We start from the raw sequence: 16,063 nt of genomic DNA on the forward strand, positions 1-16,063 counted from the left end.
TGCCCTCACCCCAACCCCCTCCCACGGGGAGAGGGAGAAAACATGAAACGCTGGCGTCGGCGGTAGGCGTACACATCCTCGACGTGACCATTTTTGATTCGCGTTTGTAGCTCCCGCCAGTAATCTGCACGCAGCAGGTCGGCATGCATCTCTTCAAACAGCGGGCCAATCTCTGGGTCAGCGCACAGCCAGTGACGAAACTCTTCCGGGAACACATCGCCCGGCGTCACGCTGTACCAGGGCTCCGCACTCAGCTCATCTTCCGGATAACGCGGCGGTGGAATATCACGGAAGTTCACCTCCGTCATATAGCAAATCTCATCGTAGTCGTAGAACACCACGCGCCCATGCCGGGTCACACCAAAGTTTTTAAACAACATGTCGCCGGGGAAGATATTGGCGGCGGCAAGTTGGCGAATGGCATTGCCGTACTCCTCTACCGCATCCCGCAACTGCTGGCCTTTCACCCGCTCGAACCAGAGATTAAGCGGCACCATTCGCCGCTCAATATAAAGGTGGCTAATGGCGATGCGATCGCCGAGGTCGGTGATTTTCTGTGGTGCTTCCTGAAGCAGCAACGCCATTAATTCCGGTGCTATGCGGCGCTTTTCCAGCACGAAGTTTTCGAACTCCTGGGTGTCCGCCATGCGTCCCACACGATCGTGCTCTTTGACCAGTTGGTAGCACGCGCGCACATGGGCCGCGCTCATCTCTTTTTGCGGTGGGAACTGATCTTTGATGACTTTAAACACCCGGTCGAAACCTGGCAGCGTGAAGACCAGCATCACCATGCCGCGAATGCCCGGCGCTTCAATAAACGGCTCATCGCTGCCTGCAAGATAGGTGAGATATTCACGGTAACTTTCCGTTTTGCCGTGCTTCTGGCAGCCAATCGCCATATACAGTTCAGCGGTGGTTTTCCCAGGCAGAATTTCCCGTAACCACTCCACCAGGGCGGCAGGCAGCGGGGCATACACCATGAAGTAAGAACGGGCAAAGCCAAACACGATGCTCGCTTCAGAAATCGCTGTCAGACAGGTATCGACAAACAACTCCCCCTCATCCGAACGATGAACAGGCAGTAAAAAGGGCAGTGTTCCCGCAGGCGTGACCAGTTTGCCGACCAGCCAGGCTGCTTTGTTGCGATAGAAGAGTTCATTGGCGATTTGCAGGTGCGCCAGACGCAAAACATCAGTGCCAAAGGTGTCCACCAGATGGGCAATGATGTAACCCACGTCCCGCGCTTTGTCCTGCCAGGGCAGGCGCAGCGGTAAATCGCTCAGCACGCGTGTGAGCAGCGTTTCCCAGCCCGCGTCCGGATAAAAATCCTTCGCCAGCGGACGGGCATGACCGCGAAAGTGACGTTCCGGTTGAGAGCTAAAAATGAATAACCGCTCAGGGGTCAGCGCGTGATGATCGAACAGGCGGCAGTAAACGGAGTTAAAAAAGCTCTCGGCAATTTCATAGCGCGGGTAATCAGGCAGAAGTCGGGTGTAGTGTGCTTTGACACTCAGCAGGAAAGCCGGATCAGGACGCTGGTTGTCGGTAATACAGCGCAGTTGCTCTACCACCAGTCCGACATGGTGATCGTAAAGGTGGATACGCTGCTTCATCGCCTGCTGCACGGCATGCCAGTCGGCCTGTTCAAATCGTTGCTGCGCACCGGAGGTGACTTCAAGAAACCGGCCATATTGGGCGTCGAAACCCTGCAGAATAGTTTGTGCAATCAGTAATTCCAGGCCACGCGACATCTTTTCCCCTCACCCCGACCCTCTCCCAAAGGGGAGAGGGAGAAAACAATCGTGCCAATTCCCCATATTCCACCGATCAATCCCCTCTCCCTCAGGGAGAGGGTTAGGGTGAGGGGCAAATCAGAACTGCGACTCTTCCGTCGATCCGGTCAGTGCAGTCACTGACGACACACCGCCCTGAATGATGGTGGTCACCTTATCGAAGTAGCCCGTGCCCACTTCCTGCTGATGGGACACAAAGGTGTAACCCTCTTTGGCGGCAGCAAATTCCGGTTGCTGTACCTTCTCGACGTAGTGACGCATCCCCTCGCCCTGCGCATAAGAACGCGCCAGGTCGAACATGTTGAACCACATGCTGTGAATGCCCGCCAGAGTGATGAACTGGTACTTGTAGCCCATATCTGAAAGCTGCTGCTGGAAGCTGGCGATGGTTTTATCGTCCAGATTCTTCTGCCAGTTAAACGATGGCGAGCAGTTGTAGGCCAGTAGTTTGCCGGGGAATTTCGCATGAATCGCATCGGCAAATCGCTTCGCCAGCGCCAGGTCTGGCGTTGAGGTTTCACACCACACCAGGTCTGCATAAGGCGCATAGGCCAGCCCGCGGCTGATCGCCTGCTCAATGCCCGCATGGGTACGGTAGAACCCTTCGCTGGTACGCTCACCGGTGATGAATTCACTGTCGTATGGGTCGCAATCAGAGGTGATCAGATCGGCTGCGTCAGCATCGGTACGTGCAATCACCAGCGTCGGAACACCCAGCACATCGGCGGCCAGACGTGCAGCCACCAGTTTCTGAATCGCCTCCTGTGTCGGCACCAACACTTTACCGCCCATATGACCGCATTTTTTCACCGAGGCGAGCTGATCTTCGAAATGTACTGCCGCTGCACCGGCTTCAATCATCGATTTCATCAGTTCAAAAGCATTCAGCACGCCACCAAACCCGGCTTCCGCATCTGCGACGATCGGCAGGAAGTAATCCACATAGCGCGGATCGTTAGGTTCAATACCGGACGACCACTGGATCTGATCCGCACGGCGGAAGGTATTGTTGATCCGATCCACCACGGACGGGACAGAGTTGGCCGGGTAGAGCGATTGATCCGGGTACATGCTGGAGGCCAGGTTAGCATCCGCCGCGACCTGCCAGCCAGACAGATAAATGGCTTCCACCCCTGCTTTCGCCTGCTGCAGTGCCTGCCCACCGGTCAGTGCACCGAGGCTGTTCACGTAGCCTTTTTTCGATTCACCATGCAGTAAACGCCACATTTTCGCCGCGCCCAGTTGCGCCAGCGTACATTCCGGGTTCACCGAGCCACGTAACTTCACCACCTCTTCTGCGCTGTACGGGCGGGTAATGCCTTCCCAGCGCGGTTTCGTCCATTCTTTTTGTAATTCTTCGATTTGTTGGGTACGAGTCTTCATGTGCAGATGCTCCATTTTTTTATGTGGTGGGTTAGGCAAGCAGGCGGTAGCCCGGCAGCGTCAGAAAATCGATCAACTCATCAGACGTGGTGATCTGCTCCATCAACCGGGCGGCATCATCGAAACGGCCGCTGCTGAAGCGGTGTTCACCCAACTCGTCCTGAATAACCCGCATCTCTTCGGCGAGCATCTGGCGGAACAGGGCTTTGGTAACGGGTTTGCCGTTGCTGAGCGTTTTCTCATGGCGAATCCACTGCCAGATTGAAGTGCGCGAGATCTCCGCAGTGGCAGCATCTTCCATCAGACCGTAAATCGGCACGCAACCATTGCCGGAGATCCACGCTTCGATGTACTGCACGGCCACGCGAATGTTGGCGCGCATCCCCTCCTCGGTACGCTCACCCTCTGCAGCGGCCAGCAACTGCCCGGCAGTAATCGGCGCATCTTCACAACGGGTTACGTAGAGTTGGTTTTTGTTATCACCCAGCACCTGGCTGAAGACCTCCATTGCGGTATCCGCCAGGCCCGGATGGGCAATCCAGGTGCCGTCGTGGCCATTCTTCGCTTCCAGCTCTTTGTCCGCCTTCACTTTGCCGAGCACCTGGCTATTGCGGTCTGCATCTTTGCTAGGGATAAAGGCCGCCATGCCGCCCATCGCAAACGCGCCACGCTTGTGGCAGGTTTTGATCAACAGGCGGGAATAAGCGTTAAGGAATGGCTTGGTCATCGTGACCACCTGGCGATCCGGCAAGACGCGGTCCGGGTGATTTTTCAATGTTTTGATATAGCTAAAGATGTAGTCCCAGCGGCCGCAGTTCAGACCCACGATATGGTCGCGGAGTGCATGCAGGATCTCATCCATCTGGAAGACGGCAGGCAGCGTTTCAATCAGCAATGTCGCTTTGATGGTGCCGCGCGGCAGGTTGAAGCGATCCTCGGTGTAGCTGAAGACCTCACTCCACCAGGCGGCCTCCTGCCAGGCCTGCGTTTTTGGCAGATAGAAGTAAGGGCCGCTGCCTTTTGCCAGCAACGCTTTGTGGTTGTGGAAAAAGTAGAGCGCAAAATCAAACAGGCTGCCTGGAATGGCTTCGCCGCGCCAGGTCACATGTTTTTCCGGCAAATGCAGACCACGCACACGACAAATCAATACCGCCGGATTCGGTTTGAGCTGGTAAATTTTGCCGGCTTCGTTGGTATAGCTGATGGTGCCATTAACTGCGTCACGCAGGTTGATCTGACCGTCAATCACTTTGTTCCAGTCTGGCGAGAGGGAATCCTCAAAGTCCGCCATGAAGACCTTCACATTGGCATTCAGCGCATTGATCACCATCTTGCGTTCCACTGGCCCGGTGATCTCTACACGACGATCCATCAGGTCATCCGGGATACCGCGAATCTTCCACTCAGAATTTCTAATGGAATTCGTTTCCGAAATAAAATCTGGAAGCTTTCCATCATCAATATCCTGCTGTTGCTGAATGCGTGCAGCCAGCAGTTTATTGCGTTGTGGCGTAAAGCGCGTAACCAGTTCAGTCAGAAACTCCACCGCTTCGGGCGTGAGAATGTGCTTTTCCAGCTCGCCATAAGGCTTATTAAAAGCCAATTCGTCCGTCGTCGTCGCCTGTTGTGTCATTACGCTGCTCCTCGTCATTGATCCGAATACGTCCCCCATCGTGAACGAAAGATCGTTGTCGTTTTTTCGTTCAGCAGAAATAAGACTACTCAATTAAAAATCAAAATCAAAAACAATTTCCATTTTTAATTTAAAATCAAATTAACGCATTGATAACAAATGATTTAAAGTTTTAATACAATGTGGAGTAAGTTTCGGAAATAAAAAAGGCACCCGAAGGTGCCTTTAAGCGATGCTGAAACGGTTAAAGATCCTGGATGAGGATCAGTCCAGCGTGGGGTTCATATGGCGTAAATCGAACGGAGTGATCTGGTAGACGTAGTAGTTCAACCAGTTGATAAACAGTAGATTTCCATGACTGCGCCAGGTCGCGTGCGGCTTGTTCTGCGGATCGTTTTTAGGGAAATAGTTGTAGGGAACGTCCGGTGACAGCCCGGCATCCGCATCGCGGAAATATTCACCTGCCAGAGTGTCGGCATCATACTCCGGGTGTCCGGTTACAAAAGCGATACGCTTATCTTTACTGGCGAACAGATAGGCATCACCACCATCTGTTTCAGCAAGAATTTCCAGATCGGTATAGTCGCGGATCAGTGCTGCCGGGAAGTCGGCGTAACGTGAATGCGGAGCCAGGAAAGTATCGTCAAACCCACGCGTCAGTAGTGCATGTGGGTGGAGAATATGATGCTCATAGACGCCGGAGAGTTTTTCTTCACGGGTCTGTTTTGGAATACCGTACAGAATATTGAGAGCCGCCTGTACAGCCCAACAGACAAACAGCGTTGAGGTGACGTGATCTTTTGCCCACTCCAGTACCTGCTGGATCTGCGGCCAGTAGGCAACATCGTTAAACTCAACCAGACCCAGTGGTGCGCCGGTGACGATCAATCCATCGAAGTTTTCTTCGCTGATTTCGTCGAAGTTGCAGTAGAAATTGTTCAGATGTTCCGCAGGTGTGTTGCGGGATTCACGTGCATCAATACGCAATAGTCTGACGTCAACCTGCAGCGGAGAGTTGGAAAGCAGACGCAGGAACTGGTTCTCCGTCTCGATTTTTTTTGGCATCAGATTGAGGATAAGTACCTTCAGCGGACGAATTTCCTGACCTGTTGCACGTGATGTTGTCATGACAAAGACGTTTTCATCACGCAAGAAATTGACGGCTGGTAGCTCGTCCTGCACCCGAATCGGCATAACTTATATCCTCACTGCATACGTTTAAACGTTTAGACATCCAGACAGCTGGAACGATACCCAGAAATCAGGCAAATGTCGAGTCTGCATGTGGAAGGTGAGAAAGTTTCACGTCACGGCCGAGCCGTAACGTCATTCATAGATAAGATTAGCTGATGATTTTGGGACGCTTGTCAGGCGGGGTCATTGAGTCTTGCTGACGAGCGAGGGCGAGCAACACCTGATCATCATTCAGTGGGGTTTGATCGGCGATAACTTTCGGGTAACGACACCTGCCACGTGAGGCACCAAAGGTCATTTCCAGTAGTGCACGTTCTTCGACGGGTGATAAACCGCCCTCATTCATCTCCAGCGCGTGGCTCAGGATCGTTAATTTCCCCACTCCCGGCAGTGCATGCCAGAAGGAACGAGGCGCAACTTGCTGAATAAGATGAGCGAGGAAGCCTTCTGCCTCAAAAAAATCAGCGATAATAATGCGTTGATTGCTGAAGATATGATTACCAGAAACCTGCTGGCGGGTATCGAGATTGCGAACAACCATCCGATTTTGATAAAGCTGAACATAGAGAACCGTCATAGCCAGATCCTTTAGCGATTCGTTCAAAAAAGTCAGATTTAACAATAGCAAAAAAGCCCCACGCTTTCGCATAAGGCTTTTCTGTTTAAGATTGCACGTAGTGGATCTTTTGACGTTTAAAATCATAAAAACGCAAAAAGCCCATCCTTCCGGATGGGCTCTTCACTTATTTGATGCCTGGCAGTTCCCTACTCTCGCATGGGGAGACCCCACACTACCATCGGCGCTACGGCGTTTCACTTCTGAGTTCGGCATGGGGTCAGGTGGGACCACCGCGCTGTTGCCGCCAGGCAAATTCTGTTATCAACACGTCCTCTGGACCTGTCGATTAATCCGGTTCAAGCTAAAAATTTCGTCTCTTCACGCCAAAACACCTTCGGCGTTGTAAGGTTAAGCCTCACGGTTCATTAGTATCGGTTAGCTCAACGTATCGCTACGCTTACACACCCGACCTATCAACGTCGTCGTCTTCAACGTTCCTTCAGGACTCTCAGGGAGTCAGGGAGAACTCATCTCGGGGCAAGTTTCGTGCTTAGATGCTTTCAGCACTTATCTTTTCCGCATTTAGCTACCGGGCAATGCCATTGGCATGACAACCCGAACACCAGTGATGCGTCCACTCCGGTCCTCTCGTACTAGGAGCAGCCCCCCTCAATTCTCCAGCGCCCACGGCAGATAGGGACCGAACTGTCTCACGACGTTCTAAACCCAGCTCGCGTACCACTTTAAACGGCGAACAGCCGTACCCTTGGGACCTACTTCAGCCCCAGGATGTGATGAGCCGACATCGAGGTGCCAAACACCGCCGTCGATATGAACTCTTGGGCGGTATCAGCCTGTTATCCCCGGAGTACCTTTTATCCGTTGAGCGATGGCCCTTCCATTCAGAACCACCGGATCACTATGACCTGCTTTCGCACCTGCTCGAGCCGTCACTCTCGCAGTCAAGCTAGCTTATGCCATTGCACTAACCTCCTGATGTCCGACCAGGATTAGCTAACCTTCGTGCTCCTCCGTTACACTTTAGGAGGAGACCGCCCCAGTCAAACTACCCACCAGACACTGTCCGCAACCCGGATTACGGGTCTACGTTAGAACATCAAACATTAAAGGGTGGTATTTCAAGGTTGGCTCCACGCAGACTGGCGTCCACGCTTCAAAGCCTCCCACCTATCCTACACATCAAGGCTCAATGTTCAGTGTCAAGCTATAGTAAAGGTTCACGGGGTCTTTCCGTCTTGCCGCGGGTACACTGCATCTTCACAGCGAGTTCAATTTCACTGAGTCTCGGGTGGAGACAGCCTGGCCATCATTACGCCATTCGTGCAGGTCGGAACTTACCCGACAAGGAATTTCGCTACCTTAGGACCGTTATAGTTACGGCCGCCGTTTACCGGGGCTTCGATCAAGAGCTTCTCCTTACGGATAACCCCATCAATTAACCTTCCGGCACCGGGCAGGCGTCACACCGTATACGTCCACTTTCGTGTTTGCACAGTGCTGTGTTTTTAATAAACAGTTGCAGCCAGCTGGTATCTTCGACTGATTTCAGCTCCACGAGCAAGTCGCTTTACTTACCATCAGCGTGCCTTCTCCCGAAGTTACGGCACCATTTTGCCTAGTTCCTTCACCCGAGTTCTCTCAAGCGCCTTGGTATTCTCTACCTGACCACCTGTGTCGGTTTGGGGTACGATTTTGTGTTACCTGATGCTTAGAGGCTTTTCCTGGAAGCAGGGCATTTGTTACTTCAGCACCGTAGTGCCTCGTCATCACACCTCAGCGTTAAAAAGAGTCCGGATTTACCTAAACTCTCCGCCTACATGCTTAAACCGGGACAACCGTCGCCCGGCTAACATAGCCTTCTCCGTCCCCCCTTCGCAGTAACACCAAGTACAGGAATATTAACCTGTTTCCCATCGACTACGCCTTTCGGCCTCGCCTTAGGGGTCGACTCACCCTGCCCCGATTAACGTTGGACAGGAACCCTTGGTCTTCCGGCGAGCGGGCTTTTCACCCGCTTTATCGTTACTTATGTCAGCATTCGCACTTCTGATACCTCCAGCAACCCTCACAGGCCACCTTCAACGGCTTACAGAACGCTCCCCTACCCAACAACACATAGTGTCGCTGCCGCAGCTTCGGTGCATGGTTTAGCCCCGTTACATCTTCCGCGCAGGCCGACTCGACCAGTGAGCTATTACGCTTTCTTTAAATGATGGCTGCTTCTAAGCCAACATCCTGGCTGTCTGTGCCTTCCCACATCGTTTCCCACTTAACCATGACTTTGGGACCTTAGCTGGCGGTCTGGGTTGTTTCCCTCTTCACGACGGACGTTAGCACCCGCCGTGTGTCTCCCGTGATAACATTCTTCGGTATTCGTAGTTTGCATCGGGTTGGTAAGTCGGGATGACCCCCTAGCCGAAACAGTGCTCTACCCCCGAAGATGAGTTCACGAGGCGCTACCTAAATAGCTTTCGGGGAGAACCAGCTATCTCCCGGTTTGATTGGCCTTTCACCCCCAGCCACAAGTCATCCGCTAATTTTTCAACATTAGTCGGTTCGGTCCTCCAGTTAGTGTTACCCAACCTTCAACCTGCCCATGGCTAGATCACCGGGTTTCGGGTCTATACCCTGCAACTTAACGCCCAGTTAAGACTCGGTTTCCCTGCGGCTCCCCTATACGGTTAACCTTGCTACAGAATATAAGTCGCTGACCCATTATACAAAAGGTACGCAGTCACCCTGATAAATCAAGGCTCCCACTGCTTGTACGTACACGGTTTCAGGTTCTTTTTCACTCCCCTCGCCGGGGTTCTTTTCGCCTTTCCCTCACGGTACTGGTTCACTATCGGTCAGTCAGGAGTATTTAGCCTTGGAGGATGGTCCCCCCATATTCAGACAGGATACCACGTGTCCCGCCCTACTCTTCGAGTTCACAACGTGTGCACTTTCGTGTACGGGGCTATCACCCTGTATCGCCGGACTTTCCAGACCGTTCCACTACCACACGCGCTGATTCAGACTCTGGGCTCCTCCCCGTTCGCTCGCCGCTACTGGGGGAATCTCGGTTGATTTCTTTTCCTCGGGGTACTTAGATGTTTCAGTTCCCCCGGTTCGCCTCATGCCACTATGTATTCATGACATGATAGTGTGTCGAAACACACTGGGTTTCCCCATTCGGGTATCGCCGGGTCAAAGGTTCATATCACCTCGCCGACGCTTATCGCAGATTAGCACGCCCTTCATCGCCTCTGACTGCCAGGGCATCCACCGTGTACGCTTAGTCGCTTAACCTCACAACCCGAAGATGTTTCGTAAAACACCGTTCGATGTCGTGAAAATTTGAGAGACTCGAACACACCGCTGTTCTGTTCTTATTACGGAGAACAGACATGATGTGTCGTTTCAATTTTCAGCTTGATCCAGATTTTTAAAGAGCAAATATCTCAAACATGACTTATTAAGTCAGCTTTGAGATACAGAGGTCGGCGACTTTCACTCACAAACCAGCAAGTGGCGTCCCCTAGGGGATTCGAACCCCTGTTACCGCCGTGAAAGGGCGGTGTCCTGGGCCTCTAGACGAAGGGGACACTGAAGTCTGCTTCGGCAAGACGCCTTGCTATTTACTTTTCATCAGACAATCTGTGTGAGCACTACAAAGGCAGGTTCTTTAAGGTAAGGAGGTGATCCAACCGCAGGTTCCCCTACGGTTACCTTGTTACGACTTCACCCCAGTCATGAATCACAAAGTGGTAAGCGCCCTCCCGAAGGTTAAGCTACCTACTTCTTTTGCAACCCACTCCCATGGTGTGACGGGCGGTGTGTACAAGGCCCGGGAACGTATTCACCGTGGCATTCTGATCCACGATTACTAGCGATTCCGACTTCACGGAGTCGAGTTGCAGACTCCGATCCGGACTACGACATACTTTATGAGGTCCGCTTGCTCTCGCGAGGTCGCTTCTCTTTGTATATGCCATTGTAGCACGTGTGTAGCCCTACTCGTAAGGGCCATGATGACTTGACGTCATCCCCACCTTCCTCCAGTTTATCACTGGCAGTCTCCTTTGAGTTCCCGGCCGAACCGCTGGCAACAAAGGATAAGGGTTGCGCTCGTTGCGGGACTTAACCCAACATTTCACAACACGAGCTGACGACAGCCATGCAGCACCTGTCTCAGAGTTCCCGAAGGCACCAAAGCATCTCTGCTAAGTTCTCTGGATGTCAAGAGTAGGTAAGGTTCTTCGCGTTGCATCGAATTAAACCACATGCTCCACCGCTTGTGCGGGCCCCCGTCAATTCATTTGAGTTTTAACCTTGCGGCCGTACTCCCCAGGCGGTCGACTTAACGCGTTAGCTCCGGAAGCCACTCCTCAAGGGAACAACCTCCAAGTCGACATCGTTTACAGCGTGGACTACCAGGGTATCTAATCCTGTTTGCTCCCCACGCTTTCGCACCTGAGCGTCAGTCTTTGTCCAGGGGGCCGCCTTCGCCACCGGTATTCCTCCAGATCTCTACGCATTTCACCGCTACACCTGGAATTCTACCCCCCTCTACAAGACTCAAGCCTGCCAGTTTCGAATGCAGTTCCCAGGTTGAGCCCGGGGATTTCACATCCGACTTGACAGACCGCCTGCGTGCGCTTTACGCCCAGTAATTCCGATTAACGCTTGCACCCTCCGTATTACCGCGGCTGCTGGCACGGAGTTAGCCGGTGCTTCTTCTGCGAGTAACGTCAATCAACACGGTTATTAACCGTATTGCCTTCCTCCTCGCTGAAAGTACTTTACAACCCGAAGGCCTTCTTCATACACGCGGCATGGCTGCATCAGGCTTGCGCCCATTGTGCAATATTCCCCACTGCTGCCTCCCGTAGGAGTCTGGACCGTGTCTCAGTTCCAGTGTGGCTGGTCATCCTCTCAGACCAGCTAGGGATCGTCGCCTAGGTGAGCCATTACCCCACCTACTAGCTAATCCCATCTGGGCACATCTGATGGCAAGAGGCCCGAAGGTCCCCCTCTTTGGTCTTGCGACGTTATGCGGTATTAGCTACCGTTTCCAGTAGTTATCCCCCTCCATCAGGCAGTTTCCCAGACATTACTCACCCGTCCGCCACTCGTCACCCAAGAGCAAGCTCTCTGTGCTACCGTTCGACTTGCATGTGTTAGGCCTGCCGCCAGCGTTCAATCTGAGCCATGATCAAACTCTTCAATTTAAGTTTGATGCTCGTAGAATTAAACTTCGTAATGAATTACGTGTTCACTCTTTGAGACTTGGTATTCATTTATTGTCCGAAGACATTAAGAATCCATGTCACTTTGAGTGCCCACACAGATTGTCTGATAAATTGTTAAAGAGCAGTGCAACGCGGCTTTCGCTCACCGTTGCGAGGTGGCGTATATTACGCTTTCCTCTTTCAGAGTCAAGCGCTTATTTTCGCTTTTCTCTTCAACCGAACCGGCTGGTTAGTGTGAAGTGATTCACATCCGCCGTGTCGATGGAGGCGCATTATAGGGAGTTCTCCGCAGGCCGCAATAGATAAATTACAGAAAAATGACTGACTGCTGCATTCCCCAGCAAAACCCCGCCTTATACCCTCTTACGCACAGAGTTATCCACAAAATCGATTTGTTTCTTCGCCATAAATCGAGAACAGAACATCTATATAGAGGAGGAAATTAAGTGATCCAGATCGAAAGATAAAAATTCGCGAGCGTTGCGCAAACGTTTTCGTTACAATGCCCGCGCAAAAAAGCAGCCCCGTAAGGGGCGTTAGCTGAGTTTTTAGATGAAAATTCAGCTAACGCTCTCTGTTATCGTCAAATCCAGGGGATTTACCATGCAACAACGTCGTCCAGTCCGCCGCGCTCTGCTCAGTGTTTCTGACAAAGCTGGCATCGTCGAATTCGCTCAGGCACTTTCTGCACGTGGTGTGGAACTGCTTTCTACAGGTGGTACTGCCCGCCTGCTGGCAGATAAAGGCTTACCAGTGACCGAAGTTTCCGATTACACCGGTTTCCCGGAAATGATGGATGGACGCGTGAAGACCCTGCATCCGAAAGTACACGGAGGGATCCTCGGCCGTCGTGGTCAGGATGATGCCATCATGGCTGAACACAGCATCTCTCCTATTGATATGGTTGTCGTTAACCTCTACCCGTTTGCCCAGACCGTTGCCCGTGAAGGCTGCTCGCTGGAAGATGCCGTAGAGAATATCGATATTGGCGGCCCGACCATGGTGCGCTCTGCCGCGAAGAACCATAAAGATGTGGCCATCGTGGTTAAGAGCAGCGACTACAACGCTATTATTGAAGAGATGGATGCCAATGAGGCCTCTCTGACCCTGGAAACCCGTTTCGACCTGGCCATCAAAGCCTTCGAGCATACTGCCGCCTACGACAGCATGATCGCCAACTACTTCGGCAGCATGGTTCCGGCCTACCACGGCGAGAGCAAAGAAGCCGCGGGTCGCTTCCCTCGCACCCTGAATTTGAACTTCATTAAGAAGCAGGATATGCGTTACGGTGAGAACAGCCACCAGCAGGCTGCCTTCTATATAGAAGAAGAGGTAAAAGAAGCCTCTGTTGCAACAGCACAGCAGTTGCAGGGTAAAGCCCTCTCTTATAACAACATTGCCGATACCGATGCGGCACTGGAATGCGTGAAAGAGTTCCAGGAACCGGCATGTGTGATTGTGAAACATGCTAACCCATGCGGCGTTGCTGTCAGCACCTCCCTTCTTGATGCTTACGATCGCGCGTACAAAACCGACCCGACCTCTGCGTTCGGTGGCATCATCGCTTTCAACCGTGAGCTGGATGCGGACACCGCACAGGCGATCATTTCTCGCCAGTTCGTAGAAGTGATCATTGCACCATCTGCTACCGAAGAAGCACTGAAAATTACTGCGGCTAAACAGAACGTCCGTGTTCTGACCTGCGGTGAGTGGACTGCACGTGTGCCAGGCCTCGATTTCAAACGTGTTAACGGCGGTCTGCTGGTTCAGGACCGTGACCTCGGCATGGTGACCGAAGGTGAACTGCGCGTTGTCAGCAAGCGCCAGCCGACAGAACAAGAGCTGCGTGATGCGCTGTTCTGCTGGAAAGTGGCTAAATTCGTTAAATCCAACGCCATCGTGTATGCCAAAGAGAACATGACCATCGGGATAGGCGCAGGCCAGATGAGCCGCGTTTACTCCGCTAAAATCGCGGGTATTAAAGCTGCTGATGAAGGTCTGGAAGTGAAAGGCTCCGCCATGGCATCTGATGCCTTCTTCCCGTTCCGCGACGGAATTGATGCGGCAGCAGCCGTTGGTGTGAGCTGCGTTATCCAGCCCGGTGGTTCTATTCGCGATGATGAAGTTATTGCCGCAGCCGACGAACACGGCATCGCGATGATCTTCACCGACATGCGTCACTTCCGCCACTAATCCACGGAGCAGACAATGAAAGTATTAGTAATTGGTAATGGCGGGCGTGAGCACGCGCTGGCGTGGAAAGCAGCACAATCGCCGCTGGTTGATACCGTATTTGTAGCACCGGGTAACGCCGGTACCGCACTGGAGCCGGCGCTGCAGAACGTCGCTATTGGCGCGACCGACATCCCGGCACTGCTGAGCTTTGCCCAGAACGAAAAAATCGATCTGACCATTGTTGGCCCGGAAGCGCCGCTGGTGATTGGCGTGGTTGATGCCTTCCGCGCAGCGGGCCTGCAGATTTTTGGCCCGACGCAGGGTGCAGCACAACTGGAAGGCTCCAAAGCTTTCACCAAAGATTTCCTTGCGCGTCATCACATTCCGACGGCGGAATACCAGAACTTCACGGAAGTGGAACCTGCACTGGCGTATCTGCGCGAAAAAGGCGCACCGATCGTTATCAAGGCAGACGGTCTGGCAGCCGGCAAGGGCGTTATCGTTGCGATGACGCTTGGAAGAAGCTGAAGCGGCCGTTAATGACATGCTGGCTGGCAATGCCTTTGGCGACGCAGGTCACCGTATTGTTATTGAAGAGTTCCTGGACGGCGAAGAAGCCAGCTTTATCGTGATGGTTGACGGTGAGCATGTGCTGCCGATGGCTACCAGCCAGGATCACAAGCGTGTGGGCGACGGTGACACAGGCCCGAACACCGGTGGCATGGGCGCTTACTCCCCGGCTCCGGTCGTGACGGATGTCGTTCACCAGCGCACCATGGAACGCGTGATTTGGCCAACCGTAAAAGGCATGGCGGCAGAAGGTAATACTTATACGGGCTTCCTGTACGCCGGTCTGATGATCGACAAACAGGGAAATCCGAAGGTTATCGAGTTCAACTGCCGTTTCGGCGATCCGGAAACCCAGCCGATCATGATGCGCATGCAGTCGGATCTGGTAGATCTCTGCATTGCCGCCTGCAAAGGCAATCTGGATGAGAAAACCTCTGAGTGGGATCCGCGTGCGGCATTGGGCGTGGTGATTGCGGCGGGTGGCTATCCGGGTGATTACAACATCGGTGATGTGATTCACGGTCTGCCGCTGGAGTCTTCCGCTGAAGGTAAGGTGTTCCATGCAGGAACCAAACTGTCTGCGGACGATCAGGTGTTAACCAACGGCGGTCGCGTACTTTGCGTCACGGCGCTGGGTGAAACCGTTGCTGAAGCTCAGCAGCGCGCGAATGCCTTGATGACAGGTATTCAGTGGGAGGGCAGCTTTAGCCGCAAGGATATCGGTTACCGCGCCATCGCGCGTGAGCAAGAGAAGTAATCTTTTCGCCCTCTCTCTTTGGGAGACGGGCATCATTCACATTGCGTCAGAAGTTCTTCTCAGTCGGCTGCCAGGTACAGAAATCTTCGTTTGCTACCAGCAACAACTGTGCCCCTTCCGGCCCTTCAAGCCACGCCACACTCACTTCCGCCGATGAATGATTCTGTCGACGCTCTATATGGCTGATAGCCAAAGAATCGAGATCGGGTTTAATAGTTTGACCTTCGCATGTTGTAACGGAACCATTTGCATGCCAGCGCCCCTGGCGCAACACGACCCGTCCCTGACGTAACGCATCGCTGGTCTGGCGAATCTGGTCAGCCCGATAATGATAAAGGTCGATTTGATCGCTGGAAATTTGCTGCTTCTGACCGTTCACCTCACGCTGCATAAAACTGAGCTCGCCATGATCGTCGAAGCGCACGCGAATGTGTTCCGGCTGCTTGCCATAGATATTGAGTTCAATCAGGCTGAGCGCATCACCTTGCCAGCGGTACTCGCTAAGGGAGGTGTTACCGTGATGCCACGGACTGAAGGCAGCAAGGATGTGTGTTTCGTTGCCAGCAGTCTTTGCGCCATAAGCGCACGGCACCCTGGTCGCCCGCATAACCGCTGGCGGTAAAGGGGGGGAGTGAGGAATCGTGACTACAGGCTGTCAGAAACAGAGATGCCCGCCAGCGTCAGAATGACCGACGCCAGACATGACAAAAGGGGCGTCACCGCCCCTTCGACAAAACTGTTCAC

General features: G+C 53.1%; 6 protein-coding genes, 1 tRNA gene, 3 rRNA genes and 2 pseudogenes. 2 read left to right on the top strand and 10 right to left on the bottom strand.

Features of this window, described 5'->3' with window-relative positions:
• Nucleotides 1-5: 5 nt before the first annotated feature.
• The 9 genes from aceK to AC5JPW_RS13770 all read right to left on the bottom strand — a co-directional run bounded on the left by aceK (nucleotide 6) and on the right by AC5JPW_RS13770 (nucleotide 11,796).
• Nucleotides 6-1,751 (bottom strand): bifunctional isocitrate dehydrogenase kinase/phosphatase, encoded by a 1,746-nt coding sequence (gene aceK / locus AC5JPW_RS13730; protein ID WP_494241066.1) that lies wholly within the window; start codon nucleotides 1,749-1,751, stop codon nucleotides 6-8.
• 120 nt (nucleotides 1,752-1,871) lie between these two features.
• On the bottom strand, nucleotides 1,872-3,176 hold the full coding sequence (aceA, locus tag AC5JPW_RS13735) for an isocitrate lyase (RefSeq protein WP_494241068.1): 1,305 nt from the start codon (nucleotides 3,174-3,176) through the stop codon (nucleotides 1,872-1,874).
• A 31-nt stretch (nucleotides 3,177-3,207) separates the two neighbouring features.
• Entirely contained in the window at nucleotides 3,208-4,809 is a 1,602-nt protein-coding gene (gene aceB / locus AC5JPW_RS13740; protein ID WP_494241070.1) for a malate synthase A, read from the bottom strand.
• Between the two features lie 264 nt (nucleotides 4,810-5,073).
• Nucleotides 5,074-6,003 carry a homoserine O-succinyltransferase MetA gene (gene metA, locus AC5JPW_RS13745; protein ID WP_494241072.1) on the bottom strand — a complete coding sequence of 310 codons (930 nt, stop codon included), beginning with the start codon at nucleotides 6,001-6,003 and terminating at the stop codon, nucleotides 5,074-5,076.
• A 148-nt stretch (nucleotides 6,004-6,151) separates the two neighbouring features.
• Nucleotides 6,152-6,580: a YjaA family stress response protein gene (locus tag AC5JPW_RS13750; protein WP_494241073.1), complete on the bottom strand. Its 429-nt coding sequence runs from the start codon at nucleotides 6,578-6,580 to the stop codon at nucleotides 6,152-6,154.
• Nucleotides 6,581-6,755: 175 nt separating this feature from the next.
• Nucleotides 6,756-6,871: ribosomal RNA gene (rrf, locus tag AC5JPW_RS13755) — 5S ribosomal RNA — on the bottom strand.
• A 95-nt stretch (nucleotides 6,872-6,966) separates the two neighbouring features.
• Nucleotides 6,967-9,874: ribosomal RNA gene (locus AC5JPW_RS13760) — 23S ribosomal RNA — on the bottom strand.
• Nucleotides 9,875-10,094: 220 nt separating this feature from the next.
• A tRNA-Glu gene (locus AC5JPW_RS13765) sits at nucleotides 10,095-10,170 on the bottom strand.
• Between the two features lie 86 nt (nucleotides 10,171-10,256).
• Nucleotides 10,257-11,796, bottom strand: a 16S ribosomal RNA gene (locus AC5JPW_RS13770).
• The 16S, 23S and 5S rRNA genes sit together here with 1 tRNA gene alongside, the layout of an rRNA operon.
• 624 nt (nucleotides 11,797-12,420) lie before the next feature.
• Between AC5JPW_RS13770 and purH the strand changes: the two genes are divergently transcribed.
• Together purH and purD are read left to right on the top strand one after the other, a co-directional pair.
• Nucleotides 12,421-14,010 (top strand): bifunctional phosphoribosylaminoimidazolecarboxamide formyltransferase/IMP cyclohydrolase, encoded by a 1,590-nt coding sequence (purH, locus tag AC5JPW_RS13775; protein ID WP_494241075.1) that lies wholly within the window; start codon nucleotides 12,421-12,423, stop codon nucleotides 14,008-14,010.
• 15 nt (nucleotides 14,011-14,025) lie between these two features.
• A pseudogene (gene purD, locus AC5JPW_RS13780) lies at nucleotides 14,026-15,319 on the top strand (phosphoribosylamine--glycine ligase).
• 46 nt (nucleotides 15,320-15,365) lie between these two features.
• On the opposite strand, the pseudogene AC5JPW_RS13785 reads toward purD, so the two are convergent.
• A pseudogene (locus tag AC5JPW_RS13785) lies at nucleotides 15,366-16,063 on the bottom strand (DUF1481 domain-containing protein).

It is taken from the genome of Phytobacter sp., from assembly GCF_059074235.1.